The sequence below is a fragment of the Streptomyces sp. NPDC037054 genome, assembly GCF_055606745.1.
In genome coordinates this window covers 228,258-248,319 of record NZ_JBVJSJ010000002.1, presented here as the reverse complement: position 1 = coordinate 248,319, position 20,062 = coordinate 228,258, and the positions used below count along the sequence as shown (strand labels likewise).

The 20,062-nt window shown below is 70.0% G+C and carries 17 protein-coding genes and 1 tRNA gene; 15 read left to right on the top strand and 3 right to left on the bottom strand.

The window, feature by feature from the left end:
• Positions 1–4: 4 nt before the first annotated feature.
• From ACZ7D7_RS06125 to ACZ7D7_RS06095, 7 genes are all read left to right on the top strand, one after another.
• On the top strand, positions 5–1,165 hold the full coding sequence (locus ACZ7D7_RS06125; RefSeq protein WP_470822759.1) for an acyl-CoA dehydrogenase family protein: 1,161 nt from the start codon (positions 5–7) through the stop codon (positions 1,163–1,165).
• 166 nt (positions 1,166–1,331) lie between these two features.
• On the top strand, positions 1,332–2,378 hold the full coding sequence (locus ACZ7D7_RS06120) for an ABC transporter substrate-binding protein (RefSeq protein WP_470822758.1): 1,047 nt from the start codon (positions 1,332–1,334) through the stop codon (positions 2,376–2,378).
• A gap of 145 nt (positions 2,379–2,523) precedes the next feature.
• Positions 2,524–3,393 carry a siderophore-interacting protein gene (locus ACZ7D7_RS06115; protein WP_470822757.1) on the top strand — a complete coding sequence of 290 codons (870 nt, stop codon included), beginning with the start codon at positions 2,524–2,526 and terminating at the stop codon, positions 3,391–3,393.
• 134 nt (positions 3,394–3,527) lie between these two features.
• On the top strand, positions 3,528–4,970 hold the full coding sequence (gene desA, locus ACZ7D7_RS06110; RefSeq protein ID WP_470822756.1) for a lysine decarboxylase DesA: 1,443 nt from the start codon (positions 3,528–3,530) through the stop codon (positions 4,968–4,970).
• Complete coding sequence (locus tag ACZ7D7_RS06105; RefSeq protein ID WP_470822755.1) at positions 4,954–6,246, top strand: lysine N(6)-hydroxylase/L-ornithine N(5)-oxygenase family protein; 1,293 nt, start codon at positions 4,954–4,956, stop codon at positions 6,244–6,246. The genes desA and ACZ7D7_RS06105 overlap by 17 nt, the downstream gene beginning before the upstream one ends.
• Positions 6,243–6,773, top strand: coding sequence for a GNAT family N-acetyltransferase (locus ACZ7D7_RS06100; protein ID WP_470822754.1), 531 nt, complete (start codon positions 6,243–6,245; stop codon positions 6,771–6,773). Before ACZ7D7_RS06105 ends, ACZ7D7_RS06100 begins: the two co-directional genes overlap by 4 nt.
• Positions 6,770–8,542 (top strand): IucA/IucC family protein, encoded by a 1,773-nt coding sequence (locus ACZ7D7_RS06095; RefSeq protein WP_470822753.1) that lies wholly within the window; start codon positions 6,770–6,772, stop codon positions 8,540–8,542. The genes ACZ7D7_RS06100 and ACZ7D7_RS06095 overlap by 4 nt, the downstream gene beginning before the upstream one ends.
• A 15-nt stretch (positions 8,543–8,557) precedes the next feature.
• Here the strand turns inward: ACZ7D7_RS06095 and ACZ7D7_RS06090 are convergent, their stop codons facing one another.
• Positions 8,558–10,153, bottom strand: a complete 1,596-nt coding sequence (locus ACZ7D7_RS06090; RefSeq protein ID WP_470822752.1) for a beta-N-acetylhexosaminidase — start codon at positions 10,151–10,153, stop codon at positions 8,558–8,560.
• A gap of 159 nt (positions 10,154–10,312) precedes the next feature.
• Between ACZ7D7_RS06090 and ACZ7D7_RS06085 the strand changes: the two genes are divergently transcribed.
• The gene (locus ACZ7D7_RS06085) at positions 10,313–10,570 is read left to right on the top strand and encodes a hypothetical protein (RefSeq protein ID WP_470822751.1); all 258 of its coding nucleotides are present in this window, start codon (positions 10,313–10,315) and stop codon (positions 10,568–10,570) included.
• Between the two features lie 13 nt (positions 10,571–10,583).
• Complete coding sequence (glmS, locus tag ACZ7D7_RS06080) at positions 10,584–12,401, top strand: glutamine--fructose-6-phosphate transaminase (isomerizing) (RefSeq protein WP_470822750.1); 1,818 nt, start codon at positions 10,584–10,586, stop codon at positions 12,399–12,401.
• A gap of 71 nt (positions 12,402–12,472) precedes the next feature.
• On the opposite strand, the gene ACZ7D7_RS06075 is transcribed toward glmS, so the two are convergent.
• A complete protein-coding gene (locus tag ACZ7D7_RS06075) occupies positions 12,473–13,000 on the bottom strand; it encodes a universal stress protein (protein WP_470822749.1) in 528 nt (175 codons plus the stop codon).
• Positions 13,001–13,307: 307 nt separating this feature from the next.
• On the opposite strand from ACZ7D7_RS06075, the gene ACZ7D7_RS06070 reads away from it, so the two are divergent.
• From ACZ7D7_RS06070 to ACZ7D7_RS06055, 4 genes are all read left to right on the top strand, one after another.
• The gene (locus tag ACZ7D7_RS06070; protein ID WP_470822748.1) at positions 13,308–13,589 is read left to right on the top strand and encodes a hypothetical protein; all 282 of its coding nucleotides are present in this window, start codon (positions 13,308–13,310) and stop codon (positions 13,587–13,589) included.
• A gap of 378 nt (positions 13,590–13,967) precedes the next feature.
• Complete coding sequence (locus tag ACZ7D7_RS06065) at positions 13,968–15,257, top strand: helix-turn-helix domain-containing protein (RefSeq protein WP_470822747.1); 1,290 nt, start codon at positions 13,968–13,970, stop codon at positions 15,255–15,257.
• A 101-nt stretch (positions 15,258–15,358) separates the two neighbouring features.
• Entirely contained in the window at positions 15,359–15,961 is a 603-nt protein-coding gene (orn, locus tag ACZ7D7_RS06060) for an oligoribonuclease (RefSeq protein WP_470822746.1), read from the top strand.
• Between the two features lie 115 nt (positions 15,962–16,076).
• Positions 16,077–16,149, top strand: a tRNA-His gene (locus ACZ7D7_RS06055).
• A 126-nt stretch (positions 16,150–16,275) separates the two neighbouring features.
• Here the strand turns inward: ACZ7D7_RS06055 and ACZ7D7_RS06050 are convergent.
• A complete protein-coding gene (locus tag ACZ7D7_RS06050; protein WP_470822745.1) occupies positions 16,276–17,331 on the bottom strand; it encodes a LacI family DNA-binding transcriptional regulator in 1,056 nt (351 codons plus the stop codon).
• 386 nt (positions 17,332–17,717) lie between these two features.
• Between ACZ7D7_RS06050 and ACZ7D7_RS06045 the strand changes: the two genes are divergently transcribed.
• Both ACZ7D7_RS06045 and ACZ7D7_RS06040 read left to right on the top strand, forming a co-directional pair.
• Positions 17,718–19,037 carry an ABC transporter substrate-binding protein gene (locus ACZ7D7_RS06045; protein WP_470822744.1) on the top strand — a complete coding sequence of 440 codons (1,320 nt, stop codon included), beginning with the start codon at positions 17,718–17,720 and terminating at the stop codon, positions 19,035–19,037.
• Between the two features lie 5 nt (positions 19,038–19,042).
• Positions 19,043–20,053, top strand: a complete 1,011-nt coding sequence (locus ACZ7D7_RS06040; RefSeq protein ID WP_470823189.1) for a carbohydrate ABC transporter permease — start codon at positions 19,043–19,045, stop codon at positions 20,051–20,053.
• Positions 20,054–20,062 lie beyond the last annotated feature (9 nt).

Sequence of the window (20,062 nt, the reverse complement as noted above, 5' to 3'; positions counted from 1 at the left end):
ACCGATGGACCACAAGCTCTCCCCCGAACTGGAAGAACTCCGCCGCACCGTCGAGGAGTTCGCACACGACGTCGTGGCGCCGAAGATCGGCGACTTCTACGAGCGGCACGAGTTCCCGTACGAGATCGTGCGGGAGATGGGCCGCATGGGCCTGTTCGGCCTGCCGTTCCCGGAGGAGTACGGCGGCATGGGCGGCGACTACTTCGCGCTGGGCATCGCCCTCGAGGAGCTGGCCCGGGTCGACTCGTCGGTCGCCATCACCCTGGAGGCCGGCGTCTCCCTGGGCGCGATGCCGATCCACCTGTTCGGCACCGACGAGCAGAAGCGGCAGTGGCTGCCGCGGCTGTGCTCCGGCGAGATACTGGGCGCCTTCGGCCTGACGGAGCCGGACGGCGGCTCGGACGCGGGCGCGACCCGCACGACGGCCAGGCTGGACGAGACGACCGGCGAGTGGGTCATCAACGGCACGAAGTGCTTCATCACCAACTCGGGCACGGACATCACCGGTCTGGTCACGGTCACGGCGGTCACGGGCCGCAAGCCGGACGGCAGGCCGCAGATCTCCGCGATCATCGTCCCGTCGGGCACGCCGGGCTTCACGGTGGCCGCGCCGTACTCGAAGGTGGGGTGGAACGCGTCGGACACGCGGGAGCTGTCGTTCTCCGACGTGCGTGTCCCGGCGGCCAACCTGCTGGGCGAGGAGGGCCGGGGCTACGCGCAGTTCCTGCGCATCCTGGACGAGGGCCGCGTCGCGATCGCCGCGCTGGCCACGGGGTTGGCGCAGGGCTGTGTGGACGAGTCGGTCAAGTACGCGAAGGAACGTCACGCCTTCGGCCGTCCGATCGGCGCCAACCAGGCGATCCAGTTCAAGATCGCCGACATGGAGATGAAGGCCCACACGTCCCGCCTCGCGTGGCGCGACGCGGCGAGCCGCCTGGTCGCCGGGGAGCCGTTCAAGAAGGAGGCGGCCCTGGCGAAGCTGTACTCCTCCACGATCGCGGTGGACAACGCCCGCGAGGCGACGCAGATCCACGGCGGCTACGGCTTCATGAACGAGTATCCGGTGGCTCGAATGTGGCGTGACTCGAAGATCCTGGAGATCGGCGAGGGCACGAGTGAGGTCCAACGGATGCTCATCGCACGGGAGTTGGGCCTGACCACCTGACGGACAGTCACCGCACGGCCGATCCGCGTCACTCTCCGGAGCGCGGGTCGGCCGTTGCGCGCGGTGGGCTGTGACGGACCCCACTCCTGGACAAGATCTGAGGTTAGGCTAACCTACCTTCGACTTGTCCGACGGGCGTTCCGCCCCGTTCGAAAGCAGCCACACCATGTCCCATGCCCGAGCCCTTCACCTCACCCGACGCGGCATCCTGGCCGCGGGCGGCGCCCTCGGCCTCGGAGCCGTACTCGCGGCCTGCGGCGACGACGAGGCGAAAAGCGGTGGCTCCGGCGGCGAGACGGCGGCCGCCAAGTCCGGTCCCTGGTCCTTCAAGGACGACCGCGGCAAGACCGTGAAGCTCGACAAGGTCCCCGCCACCATCGTCGCCTTCACCGGCGTCGGCGCCGCCCTGCACGACTACGGCATCCAGGTCAAGGGCGTCTTCGGCCCGACCAAGACCTCGGGCGGCAAGCCCGACGTGCAGGCCGGCGACATGGACGTCAGCAAGGTCACCGTCCTCGGCAACGTCTGGGGTTCGTTCAACGTCGAGAAGTACGCCGCCCTCGCGCCGGACGTCCTGATCTCCACCATGTTCGACGCCGCCGGCACCCTCTGGTACGTCCCGGAGGAGTCCGCGGACAAAATCGCCAAGCTGGCCCCGAGCGTCGCCATCTCCGCCTACGACCGCAAGCTCGACGTGGCCCTCGGCCGCATGCTGGAGCTCGCCGAGTCCCTCGGTGCCGACGTGAAGGCGAGCAAGGTCACCGACGCCAAGAAGCGGTTCGAGGACGCCGCCGCCCGGCTGCGCGCCGCCGCCAAGGCGAACCCCGACATCAAGGTGATGGCGGGCTCCGCGAGCCAGGACCTCTTCTACGTCTCCGGCACCAACCTCTCCCTGGACCTGGAGTACTTCAAGGCGCTCGGCGTGAACTTCGTCGAGCCGCCGGAGAAGGCCAAGGCCGAGGGCGGCGGCTGGTTCGAGAGCCTCAGCTGGGAGAACGTCGACAAGTACGCGGCCGACATCATCATGATGGACGACCGCTCCTCGACCATCCAGCCCGCCGACATCACCGAGGGCACCTGGAAGAAGCTGCCCGCCGTCAAGGCCGGCCAGGTCATCCCCCGCTCCCCGGAGCCGATCCTGTCCTACGACAAGTGCGTGCCGCTGCTGGAGAACCTCGCCGAGGCGATCGAAAAGGCCAAGAAGGTCGCGTAGCGCTTCGCGGATTCGGCGGGGGCGCGCCGTTGGGGTTTTTCGCCGTGGGGAGCTCGCGCGCCGTCGTGGCTTGGCGCGCAGTTCCCCACGCCCCCAAAAGACGACGGCGTTGACCTGACGCCCGGCCAAGAACTCAGGAGTGTTCATGTCCACCACCGCCGTCTCCCCGTTCCGCTTCTTCTCCCTGCGCGTCGTGCGGACGGAACGGCTCGGGCCGTCCCTGGTCCGGGTCTCCTTCGCCGGGGACGATCTGCGGGAGTTCCGGTCCGGCGGGCGTGACCAGTCGCTGTCGCTGTTCCTGCCGCACCCGGGGCAGGACGAGCCCGCGGTGCCGGTCGAACTCGGTGAGGACTGGTGGCGGGGCTGGCGTGAACTCCCGGACGACGTACGGGCGGTGATGCGCTCGTACACGCTGCGGGCGCTGCGCACGGGCGAGGACGGGCGCACCGTCGAGATCGACATCGACTTCGTGCTGCACGGCGTCGAGCCGGACGCGGTGGTGCAGGCGGGGCCCGCCGCCCGCTGGGCCGCGCGGGCCGGCGCCGGTGACCGGGTGCTGGTGCTCGGCCCGGCCGTCGCGGACAACCGGGCGATCCGGTTCCGTCCGCCCGAGGACACCGACCTGGTGGTGGTGTGGGGCGACGAGACCGCCGTACCGGCGGCGCTGGCCTGCGTCGAGTCACTGCCGGCCGGTGTCCGCGCCCGGGTGTGGCTGGAGGTGCCGCACGCCGGGGACATCCAGGACGTCGCCACCGAGGCGGACGCCGAGATCACCTGGCTGGTGCGCGACGAGGCGTCCGAACAGGGCTCCCCCATGGCCCTGTTCGCGCTGCGCGCCGCCGAGCTGCCGTCCGCCGAGCGGCCGTACGTGTGGATCGCCGGCGAATCCGGGTGCGTGAAGGAGCTGCGGCGGCACTTCGTGCGCGAGCGGGGCTTCGACCGCCGCCGCGTGACGTTCGTCGGCTACTGGCGCCAGGGGCTCACCGAGGAGCAACTGCGCGAGCAGGAGGCCTGATTCGCCGTGACGGCGGTCACGGGCCAGGGGGGATCACCTCAGCGCTAATTAGGTTAGGCTAACCTAAGTTGAAGTCGCGGTTCTGATTCTTCCGTCCCTCACGGACCGGACCGTCCCCACCGGAGGACTCCCACATGCGCTCGCACCTGCTCAACGACACCACCGCGGAGCACTACCGCCGCTCCGTGACCGAAGGGGTCGAGCGGGTGGCCGCCAAACTCGCCACCACCGACCGGCCGTTCACCGGTGTCACGGTCGACGCCCTCGCCCCCCGCATCGACGAGATCGACCTCGACCGCCCGCTGCGCGACACCACCGCGGTGCTCGACGAGCTGGAGGAGGTCTACCTGCGGGACGCGGTCTACTTCCACCACCCCCGCTACCTGGCGCACCTCAACTGCCCGGTCGTCATCCCCGCCGTGCTCGGCGAGGCCGTCCTGTCCGCCGTCAACTCCTCCCTGGACACCTGGGACCAGTCGGCCGGCGGCACCCTCATCGAGCGCAAGCTGATCGACTGGACGACCGGACGCATCGGCCTCGGCCCCGCCGCCGACGGCGTGTTCACCTCCGGCGGCACGCAGTCCAACCTCCAGGCGCTGCTGCTGGCCCGTGAGGAGGCCAAGTCCCGGGACTTGTCGAGGCTGCGCGTCTTCGCCTCCGAGGTCAGCCACTTCAGCGTGAAGAAGTCGGCGAAACTGCTCGGTCTCGGTCCCGACGCCGTGGTGGTCGTCCCCGTCGACCAGGACAAGCGGATGCGGACGGTGGCGCTCGCCCACGAGCTGGAGCGCTGCGTCCAGGACGGCCTCGTGCCCATGGCCGTCGTCGCCACCGCCGGCACCACCGACTTCGGCTCCATCGACCCGCTGCCCGAGATCGCGGGGCTGTGCCAGCGGTTCGGCACCTGGCTGCACGTCGACGCCGCCTACGGCTGCGGACTGCTCACCTCCCTGAAGTACCGGGACCGCCTGACCGGCATCGAGCACGCCGACTCCGTCACCGTCGACTACCACAAGTCCTTCTTCCAGCCGGTCAGTTCGTCGGCCGTGCTGGTCCGCGACGCCGCCACCCTGCGGCACGCCACCTACCACGCCGAGTACCTCAACCCGCGCCGCATGGTGCAGGAGCGCATCCCCAACCAGGTCGACAAGTCCCTCCAGACCACCCGCCGCTTCGACGCGCTCAAGCTGTGGATGACGCTGCGCGTGATGGGCGCCGACGGCATCGGGGAACTCTTCGACGAGGTCGTCGACCTGGCGCGGGAGGGCTGGGAGCTGCTCGCCGCCGACCCGCGCTTCGACGTGGTGGTCGAACCGACGCTGTCCACCCTCGTCTTCCGCTACATCCCGGCCGCGGTCACCGACCCGGCCGAGATCGACCGCGCCAACCTGTACGCCCGCAAGGCCCTGTTCGCCTCCGGTGACGCCGTGGTCGCGGGCACCAAGGTGGCCGACCGCCACTACCTGAAGTTCACCCTGCTCAACCCCGAGACGACGGTGTCCGACATGGCCGCCGTCCTCGACCTGATCGCCGGCCACGCCGAGCAGTACCTGGGAGAGTCCCTTGACCGCGCTTCCTGAAGCCGCCGTGTCCCCCGACAAGACCTACGACTTCGTGGGCATCGGCCTCGGCCCCTTCAACCTCGGACTGGCCTGCCTGACCGAGCCCATCGCCGAACTCGACGGCGTGTTCCTGGAGTCGAAGCCCGACTTCGAGTGGCACGCGGGCATGTTCCTGGACGGCGCCCACCTCCAGACGCCGTTCATGTCGGACCTGGTCACGCTCGCCGACCCGACGTCCCCGTACTCCTTCCTGAACTACCTGAAGGAGAAGGGCCGGCTGTACTCGTTCTACATCCGGGAGAACTTCTACCCGCTGCGCGTCGAGTACGACGACTACTGCCGCTGGGCCGCGAACAAGCTGACCAGCGTCCGCTTCGGCACCACGGTCACGGAGGTCACGTACGACGAGGCGGACGCGCTGTACCTGGTCCGCACCCGCGACGACGAGACGTACCGCGCCCGCCACCTGGTCCTCGGCACCGGCACCCCGCCGTATGTCCCGGACGCCTGCCGGGGCCTGGCCGGCGACTTCATCCACAACTCCCGCTACGTCCAGCACAAGGCGGAGCTGCAGAAGAAGAAGTCGATCACGCTGGTCGGCAGCGGCCAGTCCGCCGCCGAGATCTACTACGACCTGCTCTCCGAGATCGACGTGCACGGGTACCGGCTGAACTGGGTGACCCGCTCCCCGCGGTTCTTCCCCCTGGAGTACACCAAGCTCACGCTGGAGATGACCTCCCCGGAGTACATCGACTACTTCCGCGCCCTGCCCGAGCAGACCCGCTACCGCCTCACGGCGCAGCAGAAGGGCCTGTTCAAGGGCATCGACGGCGACCTGATCAACGAGATCTTCGACCTGCTGTACCAGAAGAACCTCGGCGGCCCCGTCCCCACCCGGCTGCTCACCAACTCGGCGCTGACCGAGGCCCGTTACCAGGACGGAAACTACGAGCTGACCTTCCGCCAGGAGGAGCAGGAGAAGGACTTCCGGCTCACCTCCGACGGGCTCGTCCTCGCCACCGGCTACCGCTACGTGGAGCCGGAGTTCCTCAAGCCCGTCAGGGACCGGCTGGTCTACGACGCGCACGGCAATTTCGACGTCGCCCGCAACTACGCGGTCGACGTCACCGGCAAGGGCGTCTTCCTCCAGAACGCCGGCGTCCACACGCACAGCGTCACCAGCCCCGACCTGGGCATGGGCGCGTACCGGAACAGCTGCATCATCCGGGAGCTGCTGGGCGTCGAGTACTACCCGGTGGAGAAGACGATCGCGTTCCAGGAGTTCTCCGTATGACCTTCACGTTCCGCCCCCTCGACCCCCTGAAGGACGCCGAGCTGCTGCACGGCTGGGTCACCCATCCGAAGGCCGCGTTCTGGATGATGCAGGACGCGCGACTCCAGGACGTCGAACGCGCCTACACGGACATAGCCGCCGACGAGCACCACCACGCCGAACTGGGCCTGCTCGACGGCGAACCGGCGTTCCTCATGGAGTACTACGACCCCGCCCGCCGCGAACTGGTCGGGCTGTACGAGCCGCTGCCCGGGGACGTCGGCATGCACTTCCTGACGCCGCCGACGGACCGGCCGGTGCACGGGTTCACCCGGTCCGTCATCACCGCCGTGATGGCCCGCCTCTTCGAGGACCCGGCCACCGCCCGCGTCGTCGTCGAGCCGGACGTCGCCAACAAGGCCGTGCACGCCCTGAACGAGGCGGTCGGCTTCGTGCCCGAGCGCGAGATCCAGAAGCCCGAGAAGAGGGCGCTGCTGAGCTTCTGCACGCGGGAGCAGTTCCTCGCCGCGACGGGGGTGGCCGCATGAGCCTCGCCGACGCCGTCGCCCACCTCTCCCCCGAGCGCTGGGAGCGGGCCAACCGCCTGCTGATTCGCAAGGCGCTCGCCGAGTTCGCGCACGAGCGGCTGATCACGCCCGAGGAGACCGGCCCGGGCCAGTACGTCGTCCGCAGCGACGACGGCGCGACCGCGTACCGTTTCACCGCCGTCCGGCGCGCCCTCGACCACTGGCAGATCGACGCCGAATCGATCACTCGCCACCGCGACGGGGCCGGAATCCCCCTGGCTGCCCTGGACTTCTTCATCGAGCTGAAGGACGCCCTCGGCCTGAGCGACGCGATCCTGCCGGTCTACCTGGAGGAGATCTCCTCCACCCTGTCCGGCACCTGCTACAAGCTCACCAAGCCGCAGGTCACGTCCGCCGAGCTGGCCCGCGCCGGCTTCCAGGACATCGAGACCGGCATGACCGAGGGCCACCCCTGCTTCGTGGCGAACAACGGGCGGCTCGGCTTCGGCGTCCACGAGTACCTGTCGTACGCGCCGGAGACCGCGAGCCCGGTCCGGCTGGTGTGGCTGGCCGCGCACCGCTCCCGGGCGGCGTTCACCGCGGGCGTCGGCATCGAGTACGAGTCCTTCGTGCGCCAGGAGCTGGGCGAGGACACCGTGGACCGCTTCCACGGCGTGCTGCGCGACAAGGGCCTCGACCCGGCGGACTACCTGTTCATCCCGGTGCACCCCTGGCAGTGGTGGAACAAGCTGACCGTCACCTTCGCCGCCGAGGTCGCTCGCGGACACCTGGTGTGCCTCGGCGAGGGCGAGGACGAGTACCTGGCCCAGCAGTCCATCCGGACGTTCTTCAACACCTCGCACCCCCAGAAGCACTACGTGAAGACGGCCCTGTCCGTCCTCAACATGGGCTTCATGCGCGGGCTCTCGGCCGCCTACATGGAGGCCACCCCGGCGATCAACGACTGGCTCGCACAGCTCGTCGAGCGCGACCCGGTGCTGAAGTCGACGGGCCTGACGATCATCCGGGAGCGGGCCGCGGTCGGCTACCGGCACCTGGAGTACGAGCGGGCCACCGACCGCTACTCGCCGTACCGCAAGATGCTCGCCGCGCTGTGGCGGGAGAGCCCGGTGACGTCGCTGGAGGACGGCGAGACCCTCGCCACCATGGCGTCGCTCCTGCACGTCGACCACACCGGCGCGTCCTTCGCGGGCGCCCTGATCGAGCGGTCGGGCCTCGCGCCGCGGGAGTGGCTGCGGCACTACCTGCGGGCCTACTTCACGCCGCTGCTGCACAGCTTCTACGCCTACGACCTCGTCTACATGCCGCACGGCGAGAACGTCATCCTCGTCCTGGAAGACGGCGTCGTGCGGCGCGCGATCTACAAGGACATCGCCGAGGAGATCGCGGTGATGGACCCGGACGCGGTGCTGCCGCCCGAGGTGGCCCGCATCCGTGTCTCGGTCCCGGACGACACGAAGCTGCTGTCGATCTTCACGGACGTCTTCGACTGCTTCTTCCGCTTCCTGGCCGCCGACCTCGCGTCCGAGGGGATCCTGACCGAGGACGGCTTCTGGGGCACGGTCGCGGAGGTCACCCGCGAGTACCAGGCGTCGGTGCCGGAGCTCGCGGACAAGTTCGCGCGGTACGACATCTTCGCCGAGGAGTTCGCGCTGTCCTGCCTCAACCGGCTCCAACTGCGCGACAACAAGCAGATGGTGGACCTCGCGGACCCGTCCGGGGCCCTCCAGCTCGTCGGCACGCTGAAGAACCCCATCGCCGGGCTGTAACGGCCCGTCAGTGGCTCACCCCGTGGGCCACGGCACCTGCGGCGACCGGTAGTAGCCGATGCCCAGCGCGTCCCAGCGCGGGCCCTGCGCGGCGAGCCGCACCTTGTAGCCGTCCCAGTCGTGCGTGGCGGCCGGCGACCAGCCCAGCTCGGCGACGCCGGGCAGCCGCGGGAACGCCATGTGCTCGATGTGGGCGGAGTTCTCGATCGTCTCCGTCCACAGCGGCGCCTCGACCCCGCGGATCGCCGACTCGGGCGCGCCCGGCAGATAGGCGCCCGGGTCCCAGTCGTAGGACCGCTGCACCTCGACGTAGCCCGCCCAGGAGAGCCCGAGCTGGGTGTTCCGGTCGTACTTCATGTCGAGGTAGACCCGGTCGGCCGGGGACAGGATCAGCCCCGTGCCGTTCTGCGCGGCGGCGGCGACCCGGGCCTTCTCGGCGGCGCCGGTGGCGTCCACGCCCCAGTACTGGGCGAGGGCACCCTCGGCCGGGTTGGCGGAGGTCAGCTGGTGCCAGCCGATGACCGTCTTGCCGTACTTGGCGACGACGGGCTGCACCCGGTCCATGAAGGCCACGTAGTCGGCGTGCGGCGTGGAGTGCGCCTCGTCGCCGCCGATGTGGAAGTACTTGCCGGGAGTGAGCTCGGCGATCTCGCGCACCACGTCGTCCACGAAGTCGTACGTGATGTCCTTGCCGACGCACAGCGAACTGAAGCCGACCCGGATGCCGGTGTAGAGCGGGGGCGCGACGCCGTCGCAGTTCAGCTCGGCGTAGGAGGCGAGCGCCGCGTTGGTGTGTCCCGGCATGTCGATCTCCGGGACGACCTCCAGGAAGCGGGAGGAGGCGTACCGGACGATCTCCTTGTACTCGTCCTTGGTGTAGAAGCCGCCGGGGGTGCCGCCGACCTCGGTGGAGCCGCCGTGGGCCGCCAGGTTCGGCCAGGAGTCGATGGCGATGCGCCAGCCCTGGTCGTCGCTGAGGTGCAGATGCAGCTTGTTGATCTTGTAGAGCGCCAACTGGTCGATGTAGCGCTTGACTTCGTCGACGGTGAAGAAGTGCCGTGAGACGTCGAGCATGGCGCCGCGCCAGCCGTAGCGCGGGGTGTCCTCGATGGTGCCGCCCGCGACCAGCCAGGGGCCGGGCTGCACGGAGTCCTTCTCGACGGCGGGCGGCAGCAGCTGGCGCAGGGTCTGGACGCCGTGGAACAGGCCGGCGGGCCCGCGCGCGGTGATGGTGACGCCCGAGCGGCCGCTCTCCAGCCGGTAGCCCTCGCCGCCGTACGAGCCCTTGGCGAGGCGCAGCTGGATGCCGCCGCTGCCGCTGTCGGTGACCGGCAGGCGGTAGCCGGTCGACGGGCGCAGGATGTCCGCGAGGTACTCGCCGACCTGGCGGGCCGCACCGGATGCGGCGCGGATCCGCGTGTCGCCGGTGATGCGGTACGGGGAGCCGCCGGGCTCGGCGGCGGCCGGGGCCGGGACCACCTGGCCGAGCGGGGTGGGTGCGGCCTTCGGGGCCGGTGCGGCGCCGACGGAGAAGGCGCCGGCCGCCGCCACCAGCAGCAGCGAGCCGAGCAGTCGGGTCAGGCGGGGAGTCGTTCTGTGGTGCCGTGTCACATGCGCTCCCTTCGGGAATTGGTCGAGACCATGGAATTGGTCGAGACCACTCTCCCGCAGAACCCGCCGGGCGTCGATGGTGCCGACACGCAGCGGCACCTTGCCCGAAATCGGGCAGATTTCTTGCGGAAGCGCCGCGGATACCCCAGGATCTACCGGGTGCACGACGAACTCGTTGATCACCTGACGCGGTCCACGCCCCTGAGCCGGGGCGAGGCACTGCGGGTGGTCCAGGACGTGCTCGCCTACTTCGACGAGACGACCGAGGAGTACGTCCGTCGCCGCCACCGCGAGCTCCAGGCCCAGGGCCTGGTGAACGCGGAGATCTTCGAACGGATCGCGGCGGATCTCACCTACCGCGCGGTGGCCCCGCCCGAGCTCTCGCTCAGGCAGCTGCGGCGCATCGTCTACGGCTGAGGAACACCCATACATGTGCGGAATCGTCGGATACATCGGCAAGCGTGACGTCGCCCCGCTGCTGCTGGAGGGCCTGCAGCGGCTGGAGTACCGGGGCTACGACTCGGCGGGCGTCGTCGTGACGTCCCCGAAGGCGGCCGGCCTGAAGATGGTCAAGGCCAAGGGCCGGGTCCGCGACCTGGAGGCCAAGGTCCCGGCGCGCTTCAAGGGCACCACCGGCATCGCCCACACCCGCTGGGCCACCCACGGCGCCCCGTCCGACGTGAACGCACACCCGCACCTGGACGCCGCGGGCAAGGTCGCCGTCGTCCACAACGGCATCATCGACAACGCCTCCGACCTGCGCCGCAAGCTGGAGGCGGACGGCGTCGAGTTCCTCTCCGAGACCGACACCGAGGTCCTCGTCCACCTCATCGCCCGCTCGACGGCCGAGAAGCTGGAGGACAGGGTCCGCGAGACCCTCCGGCTCATCGAGGGCACCTACGGCATCGCCGTGCTGCACGCCGACTTCCCGGACCGCATCGTCGTCGCGCGCAACGGCTCCCCGGTCGTCCTCGGCATCGGCGAGAAGGAGATGTTCGTCGCCTCGGACATCGCCGCGCTGGTCGCCCACACCCGCCAGGTCGTCACCCTCGACGACGGCGAGATGGCCACCCTCAAGGCCGACGACTTCCGCACCTACACCACCGAGGGCACCCGCACCACCGCCGAGCCGACCACCGTCGAGTGGGAGGCGGCCTCCTACGACATGGGCGGCCACGACACCTACATGCACAAGGAGATCCACGAGCAGGCCGAGGCCGTGGACCGCGTGCTGCGCGGCCGGATCGACGACCGCTTCTCCACCGTGCACCTCGGCGGCCTCAACCTGGACGCCCGCGAGGCGCGCCAGATCCGCCGCGTGAAGATCCTCGGCTGCGGCACCTCGTACCACGCGGGCATGATCGGCGCCCAGATGATCGAGGAGCTGGCCCGCATCCCCGCGGACGCCGAGCCGGCCTCCGAGTTCCGCTACCGCAACGCGGTCGTGGACCCCGACACCCTGTACATCGCGGTCTCCCAGTCCGGCGAGACGTACGACGTGCTGGCGGCCGTGCAGGAACTGAAGCGCAAGGGCGCGCGGGTCCTCGGCGTGGTCAACGTGGTCGGCTCCGCGATCGCCCGCGAGGCGGACGGCGGCATCTACGTGCACGCCGGACCCGAGGTCTGCGTCGTGTCGACCAAGTGCTTCACGAACACCACCGTCGCCTTCGCCCTGCTCGCCCTGCACCTCGGCCGCACCCGTGACCTGTCCGTCCGGGACGGCAAGCGCATCATCGAGGGCCTGCGGAAGCTGCCCGCGCAGATCGCCGAGATCATGGAGCAGGAGGAGGAGATCAAGAAGCTGGCCCTGCAGTTCGCCGAGGCCCGCTCGATGCTCTTCATCGGCCGCGTCCGGGGCTACCCGGTCGCCCGCGAGGCCTCCCTGAAGCTCAAGGAGGTCTCGTACATCCACGCCGAGGCCTACCCGGCCTCCGAGCTCAAGCACGGCCCGCTCGCCCTGATCGAGCCGGCGCTGCCGACGGTCGCGATCGTCCCGGACGACGACCTGCTGGAGAAGAACCGCGCCGCGATGGAGGAGATCAAGGCCCGCAGCGGCCAGATCCTCGCGGTGGCCCACCAGCACCAGGAGAAGGCCGACGAGACGATCGTCGTCCCGAAGAACGAGGACGAGCTCGACCCGATCCTGATGGGCATCCCGCTCCAGCTCCTCGCCTACCACACGGCCCTGGCCCTGGGCCGGGACATCGACAAGCCGCGCAACCTGGCGAAGTCGGTCACGGTCGAGTAGCGGAGCCGGACAGGACGAACGAAGGGCCCGCGCCCCGGAAGGGGGCGCGGGCCCTTTCACACGCTCACGGGTTACGGGATGACGACGACGGGCCGCTTCGCGCGCTTGGCCAGGCGGCCGGCGACGGAGCCGAAGATGCGGCCCACGATGCCGTGCGTGGAGCCGACGACGATCGCGTCCGCCTCGTACTCCCGCCCCACCTCTTCCAGTTCGTGGCAGATGTCGCCGCCGCGCTCGACCAGGATCCAGGGCACCTCGGCCAGATAGTCCGCGCAGGCCAGCTCCAGACCCAGCACCTCGGTGCGGTGGTCCGGCACGTCGACGAAGACGGGCGGCTCGCAGCCCGCCCACACCGTGGTGGGCAGCCGATTGGCGACGTGGACGATGATCAGGCCGGCCCGGGAGCGGTGCGCCATGCCGATCGCGTACGCCAGGGCGCGCTCGCTGGAGGTGGAGCCGTCGAAGCCGACGACCACGCCGTGCTTGAAGGCTGGATCACACGAGTGACGCGCCTCTTCCGCCGCCTGGGGATCGGCCGCCGTCGGGTCGGCGACCGGCCGCTTGCGGTCCGCGGGTTCGAAGAATTCGTGACCGGCCATGGCTGTCTCGGCGTTTTGATCCTTTATGGGTGGGACGAACACTGCGCGGCGGAGCTGTGTCCGGGAATCATCTTCCCAACCCCATACCCCCAAGGGTACGGCGCCACTCCTCCTTCTCCCAGATCCCGCGCAGGCTCCGGGCGGTTCCAGGGAGCATGCACGAGGCGGCACTCGTCACGCAATGGTTGCTGCCACGTACAGCCGGTTTGCACGGGATTCACTCGCACGTCGCCCTCGCGCCGGACGTCCAGTGACCGACTCGCCGGACACGCGTTGTACCCCCAGAGTCACGTCCCAGGGAGTACGCATGTCCGGACCCCGACACCCCGCCGAGGCGCCGCACCCGCCCGGAGCGCCCCGCGCCGGGCGCCGGCCGGACACCGCCGGCGACGTGGTCCGCTGGGCGGCCTTCAGCTGCGTCCTCGTCCCGGTCGTCCTGCTCTGGTACGGCACGCCCCTGGCCGGCGCGGCGGGCACGGCCCTCGGACTCGCGGCCGTCACCGGCGTCTGCCGGGTCCTGCTGCGCCGCTCCGAACGCGTCGCGCGGGACGCCGCAAGGCACACTGAGGGGCGTACACCGGCCGGTTGACCGGTTTCCATTCAACCTGGCGCATGTTTTCAGCCAACTTCTGGATTACGCGCATCCCCTGCCCCGGGCACCCCTCAACCCCCGTTCCACCTGCACGGAAAGGGTCCCAGGGGCCCCGCGCACCCTACGCGGATTGGCCACTGCGACAAGGCGCACTTCCCTGCACGCCCCGCGAGTGCAACGCTTCGTGATCGAATGCTTCACGCCAAGTTGCCATGTCGACAATGCGCCCGGTGCTCAACCGGGTCACGTCGGCACCACGCGACACAGTAGATTCGATCTTGACTGTCTACGGCGGGGGACTCGTGCAGGACCGAGGGGAAACGTGCAGGAGCGACACAACCGAGGAGCCGCGACCACCGAGGGGGGCTTAGCAGTATGAGCCACGACTCCACTGCCGCGCCGGAAGCCGCGGCCCGGAAATTGTCCGGGCGACGCCGCAAGGAGATCGTCGCGGTGCTGCTGTTCAGCGGCGGTCCCATCTTCGAGAGTTCCATACCGCTGTCGGTGTTCGGGATCGACCGCCAGGACGCCGGCGTACCGCGCTACCGACTGCTGGTGTGTGCGGGAGAGGACGGCCCGCTGCGGACCACCGGGGGACTGGAACTCACCGCACCACATGGCCTGGAGGCGATCTCCCGGGCGGGCACCGTCGTGGTGCCGGCCTGGCGCTCGATCACCTCACCGCCACCGGAGGAGGCGCTCGACGCGCTCCGCCGGGCACACGAGGAGGGCGCGCGCATAGTGGGACTGTGCACCGGCGCGTTCGTCCTCGCGGCGGCGGGCCTGCTGGACGGCCGCCCCGCGACCACACACTGGATGTACGCACCGACGCTGGCCAAGCGCTACCCGTCGGTGCACGTCGACCCGCGTGAGCTGTTCGTCGACGACGGCGACGTGCTCACCTCGGCCGGTACGGCCGCCGGGATCGACCTGTGCCTGCACATCGTGCGTACGGACCACGGCAACGAGGCGGCCGGCGCGCTGGCCCGCCGCCTGGTGGTCCCGCCGCGCCGAAGTGGCGGTCAGGAGCGCTACCTCGACAGGTCTTTACCGGAGGAGATCGGCGCCGACCCGCTCGCCGAGGTCGTCGCCTGGGCGCTGGAGCACCTCCACGAGCAGTTCGACGTGGAGACGCTGGCGGCACGCGCGTACATGAGCCGTCGTACGTTCGACCGCCGCTTCCGCTCGCTGACGGGTTCGGCCCCCCTCCAGTGGCTGATCACCCAGCGGGTGCTCCAGGCGCAGCGCCTGCTGGAGACGTCGGACTACTCGGTGGACGAGGTGGCGGGCCGCTGCGGCTTCCGCTCCCCCGTCGCGCTGCGCGGGCACTTCCGCCGCCAGCTCGGGTCCTCCCCCGCCGCCTACCGGGCGGCGTACCGGGCCCGCCGACCGCAGGGCGAACGGCAGCCGGACGCCGACACCGGCTCGCACTCGCACGGCCAGCCGTCCCAGGTGGGCCACCCCGGCCACCCCGGCGGCCCGGGCCCGGCGGCACAGGGCTCCGGCGTCCACCCGGAGAACCCGGTGCCGCTGCAGTCCCGGCGCACGGCGGCGAGCGCCATAGGGTCCTCGGCACCCTTGTCGGCATCGGCGTCGGCCGACCACGGCCGCGAGGCGTACGTGCCGAGCCGGGCGAGCCTGCCGGGGCAGCGCAGCGGTATGTGACGGACGCGGCGCGCACCTGAGGGCCCGCGGGGACAGCCTCCCCGCGGGCCCTTGCCGCACGGGCATCACCAAGCCGTCGCGCCGGGCCGTAGGGTTGGCCCATGAACGATCGCATGGTGTGGATCGACTGCGAGATGACCGGCCTCTCGCTGTCCGACGACGCGCTCATCGAGGTGGCCGCCCTCGTCACCGACTCCGAGCTCAATGTGCTGGGCGAGGGCGTGGACATCGTCATCCGCCCGCCGGACGAGGCGCTGGAGACGATGCCGGAGGTGGTGCGTCAGATGCACACCGCGTCCGGACTCCTCGACGCGCTCCCCGGCGGCACGACGCTGGCCGACGCGGAGGAGCGTGTCCTCGCGTACATCAAGGAGTACGTGAAGGAGCCGGGCAAGGCCCCGCTGTGCGGCAACTCCGTCGGCACCGACCGCGGTTTCCTGTTGCGGGACATGCCCACGCTGGAGAGCTTCCTGCACTACCGCATCGTGGACGTGTCGTCCGTGAAGGAGCTGGCGCGGCGCTGGTACCCGCGCGCGTACTTCAACAGCCCCGAGAAGAACGGCAACCACCGCGCCCTCGCCGACATCCGCGAGTCCATCGCGGAGCTGCGGTACTACCGCGAGGCCGTGTTCGTGCCCCAGCCGGGGCCGGACTCGGACACCGCCAAGGCGATCGCCGCGAAGCACGCCCTGCCTGCTCAGTAGGGGCGCCGGGGCCACCCGGAGGGGCGCCGCGAAAGTCGTGCGCGAGCACCCCTTCGGACCCTGTACACTTTTTCTCGGCCGGTCGGGGAAGGAACTGACTCCCACACCGGTCATGGTGGGTGTAGCTCAGCTGGTAGAGCACCTGGTTGTGGTCCAGGATGCCGCGGGTTCGAGTCCCGTCACTCACCCTGAGTGATCAGCCGGTGACTTCGCGAGAAGTCACCGGCTGATTGCGTTCCCGGCGCGGGCGGGACGGGCCCGGGGGCGCCCGCAGGCACCCCCGCCCCACGGGACCCCGCCCGACCGCCGGAGGCCTACGCCGAGCGGCGCGGCACCAGTTCCGTGGCCAGCACCACCTGCCGCCGCTCCAGGCCCCGCGACGCCGGCGGACGCCGGTCCGCGATCTCCGTGAGGAGCAGGTCGATCATCCGGCGGCCCATCTCCTCGATGGGCTGGCGGACCGACGTCAGCGGCGGATCCATGTGCCGCGCGATCGCCGAGTCGTCGTACCCCACCAGCGCCACGTCGTCCGGGATGCGCCGCCCCGCGTCCCGCAGGGCCTGCCGCGCGCCCGCCGCCGTCACGTCCGACGCCGCGAACACGGCGTCCAGGTCGGGCCGTCGCTCCAGCAGCGCGGCCATCGCCTGACGCCCGCCCTCCTCGGAGAAGTCCCCGGGCTCGATGAGGAGTTCGTCCACCTCGTGCCCCGCGTCGCGCAGCGCGTCCCGGTAGCCGTCGATGCGGCGCTGCGCGCCGTACACGTCCAGGCGCCCGGTGATGTGCGCTATCCGCTCGCAGCCCCGCGCCAGCAGGTGCTCCACCGCCGACCGCGCCCCGCCGTAGTTGTCGGAGTCGACCGACGCCAGTGTCTCCCCGGCCGACCGCGGGCCGCTGATCACGGCCGGGATCTCCAGCTGGGACAACAGATCGGGCAGCGGGTCGTCCGCGTGCACGGAGACCAGCAGCACGCCGTCCACCCGGTGCGCCGCGAGGTACTGCGCGAGCCGCTGCCGCTCCCGGTCGTTGCCCGCGAAGATCAGCAGCAGCTGCATCTCCGTCTCGGACAGCTCGGCCCCCACGCCCTTCAGCATGTCCGAGAAGTACGGCTCGGCGAAGAAGCGGGTCTCGGGCTCGGGCACGACGAGAGCGATGGCGTCCGTGCGGTTCGCGGCCAGCGCCCGCGCGGCCGTGTTGGGGACGTACCCGAGCTCGGCCACCGCCGCCTCGACAGCGGCGCGCGTCGCGTCGCTGACCCGCGGCGAGCCGTTGATCACCCGGGACACGGTGCCGCGCCCCACTCCGGCGCGCGCGGCGACCTCTTCCAGGGTCGGCCGACCGCCGCTCCGGCCCCGCGCTCCGTGGCCTGCCATTGGCTCCGCCTCCCGTCGACACCCCGCACTCTGCGGCTGGCCTGGAATTTAACAGCCCTCTCGGACACGATGACCTCCCGTGCCCGTCCGCTCCAGACCCGCGTGACGCGCGGAGGCCCGATTTTCCCGGCCGGGAGGGACTGGCCGGATCGGAACCATCGTCGTCCAGTTAACAGCCCGATAACTGAACACATCTCCTCGCGTCCGGTCCCTTGACACCCCCGCCCCGACCGACGAACCTTCAACACATCACATGTGGGAGCGCTCCCACACTACCTGGCACTTACACATCCCGCACGTTCCCCGCCCGAGCCGCAGCGAGAAACTAACGGGCCCAACAATGCCGTTGGCCGGGGGGTCGGCACGTCAGGGCAACAGGAGGAGCAATGCGAGCAGCACCCTCTCGAACCGCGCGCAAGGCGCTGGTCATTGCGGCCGTCGCGTCGCTGGGCGCCGGGCTGCTGGCCGGCTGTGCCGACGACGGCGACAACGGTTCCGGATCGTCGTCGGAGGGCGGCGGCGGCAAGACCAAGATCACCCTGGGACTCTTCGGCACGTTCGGCTTCGAGGAGGCCGGCCTCTACGCGGAGTACGAGAAGCTCCACCCCGACATCGACATCCAGCAGACGGTCGTCGAGCGGAACGAGAACTACTACCCCGCGCTGGTCAACCACCTCACCACCAACAGCGGCCTCCAGGACATCCAGGGCATCGAGGTCGGCAACATCGCCGAGGTCGTCGCCACCCAGTCCGACAAGCTGCTGGACCTGGCGAAGTACGGCAAGAAGAGCGACTACCTCGAGTGGAAGTGGGCGCAGGCCACGACCAAGGACGGCGAGACCGTCGGTCTCGGCACGGACGTCGGCCCGATGGCCATCTGCTACCGCAAGGACCTCTTCGAGAAGGCCGGTCTGCCGACCGACCGCGAGGAGGTCGGCAAGCTCTGGGCGGGCAGCTGGGACAAGCTCGTCGAGGTCGGCCAGGACTACAAGAAGAAGGCGCCCAAGGGCACCACCTTCCTCGACTCCCCCGGCGGCCTGATCCAGGCCATCCTCGGCAGCGAGACCGAGCGCTTCTACAACGACAAGGGCGAGGTCATCTACAAGAAGAACCCGGCCGTGAAGGCCGCGTTCGACCTCACCGCGAAGGCCACGCAGGACAAGCTGGTCGGCAACCAGACGCAGTTCCAGCCCGCCTGGGACACCACGATCGCCCAGGGCAAGTTCGCGGCGATGAGCTGCCCGCCGTGGATGCTCGGCTACATCAAGGGCAAGTCGAAGCCCGAGGCGGCCGGCAAGTGGGACGTGGCCGCGGCGCCGAAGTCCGCCAACTGGGGCGGTTCCTTCCTGGCCGTGCCGAAGTCCGGCAAGAACACCGAGGAGGCCGCGAAGCTGGCCGCCTGGCTGACCGCGCCCGAGCAGCAGGCCAAGCTGTTCGCCAAGCAGGGCAGCTTCCCGAGCACCCCGGCGGCGTACGAGTCGGACGCCGTCAAGAACGCCAAGAACGACATGACCGGTGACGCGCCGATCGGTGAGATCTTCGCGGCGGCGGCCAAGAGCAGCCCGGTTCAGGTGATCGGCCCGAAGGACCAGATCATCCAGCAGGGTCTGACCGACAATGGCGTCATCCTCGTCGCCCAGGGCAAGTCGCCCGAGGAGGCGTGGGAGACGGCCACCAAGACCATCGACAACAACCTGGACCAGTGACCGGAATGGCAACCAGGCACGACACCGCCGCGTCCCCCCGCAAGGGGGGCGCGGCCCCGGGCCGCCCGGCGGCGAAGGAGCCCTCCCCGAGGGACGACAAGCAGCGGTCGAAGCTGTCCCGCCGCTGGCAGCGGGACGTGCGCTGGAGCCCGTACGCGTTCGTCTCCCCGTTCTTCCTGCTCTTCCTGGCGTTCGGCCTCTTCCCGCTGGTCTACACCGGCTGGGCGTCGCTGCACCAGGTCGAGCTGACCGCGCCCACGGACATGTCGTGGGTCGGCATGAGGAACTACACCCGGATCTTCGACGACGACTTCTTCTGGAACGCGGCGAAGAACACCCTGATCATCGGCGTCATCTCGACGGTGCCCCAGCTGATGATGGCCATGGGCATCGCCCACCTCCTCAACTACAAGCTGCGCGCCTCGACGTTCTACCGGGTCGCGATGCTCGCGCCGTACGCCACGTCCATCGCGGCGGCCACCCTGGTCTTCGTGCTGCTGTTCGGCCGCGACTACGGCATGATCAACTGGGCGCTCGGCTTCGTCGGCATCGACGCCATCGACTGGCAGAACGACACCTGGGCCTCGAAGATCGCCGTGTCGACGATCATCATCTGGCGCTGGACCGGCTACAACGCCCTGATCTACCTCGCGGCGATGCAGGCGATCCCGCAGGACCTGTACGAGTCGGCGGCGCTGGACGGCGCGAGCCGGTGGCGGCAGTTCATCCACGTGACGCTGCCCTCGCTGCGCCCGACGATCCTGTTCACCGTCGTCGTGTCGACCATCGGCGCCTCGCAGGTGTTCGGTGAGCCGCTGCTGTTCGACGCGAACAAGGGCGCCTCCGGCGGACCGGAGCACCAGTTCCAGACGCTCGGCCTGTACCTGTACGAGCAGGGCTGGGTGAACCAGCACCTGGGCCGTGCCTCCGCGATCGCCTGGGCGATGTTCCTGATCCTCATCCTGATCGGGATCCTCAACTCCGTCATCTCGCGCCGGCTGCGCGCCAGTAGTTAAGGAGAACCG

Coding starts and splice junctions, on each gene's coding strand:
- ACZ7D7_RS06070 (WP_470822748.1), top strand. CDS start 13,308: ATGTCCGGACCCCGACACCCCGCCGAGGCGCCGCACCCGCCCGGAGCG.
- ACZ7D7_RS06065 (WP_470822747.1), top strand. CDS start 13,968: ATGAGCCACGACTCCACTGCCGCGCCGGAAGCCGCGGCCCGGAAATTG.
- glmS (WP_470822750.1), top strand. CDS start 10,584: ATGTGCGGAATCGTCGGATACATCGGCAAGCGTGACGTCGCCCCGCTG.
- ACZ7D7_RS06050 (WP_470822745.1), bottom strand. CDS start 17,331: ATGGCAGGCCACGGAGCGCGGGGCCGGAGCGGCGGTCGGCCGACCCTG.
- ACZ7D7_RS06075 (WP_470822749.1), bottom strand. CDS start 13,000: ATGGCCGGTCACGAATTCTTCGAACCCGCGGACCGCAAGCGGCCGGTC.
- desA (WP_470822756.1), top strand. CDS start 3,528: ATGCGCTCGCACCTGCTCAACGACACCACCGCGGAGCACTACCGCCGC.
- ACZ7D7_RS06115 (WP_470822757.1), top strand. CDS start 2,524: ATGTCCACCACCGCCGTCTCCCCGTTCCGCTTCTTCTCCCTGCGCGTC.
- ACZ7D7_RS06120 (WP_470822758.1), top strand. CDS start 1,332: ATGTCCCATGCCCGAGCCCTTCACCTCACCCGACGCGGCATCCTGGCC.
- ACZ7D7_RS06100 (WP_470822754.1), top strand. CDS start 6,243: ATGACCTTCACGTTCCGCCCCCTCGACCCCCTGAAGGACGCCGAGCTG.
- ACZ7D7_RS06125 (WP_470822759.1), top strand. CDS start 5: ATGGACCACAAGCTCTCCCCCGAACTGGAAGAACTCCGCCGCACCGTC.
- ACZ7D7_RS06040 (WP_470823189.1), top strand. CDS start 19,043: ATGGCAACCAGGCACGACACCGCCGCGTCCCCCCGCAAGGGGGGCGCG.
- ACZ7D7_RS06045 (WP_470822744.1), top strand. CDS start 17,718: ATGCGAGCAGCACCCTCTCGAACCGCGCGCAAGGCGCTGGTCATTGCG.
- ACZ7D7_RS06095 (WP_470822753.1), top strand. CDS start 6,770: ATGAGCCTCGCCGACGCCGTCGCCCACCTCTCCCCCGAGCGCTGGGAG.
- orn (WP_470822746.1), top strand. CDS start 15,359: ATGAACGATCGCATGGTGTGGATCGACTGCGAGATGACCGGCCTCTCG.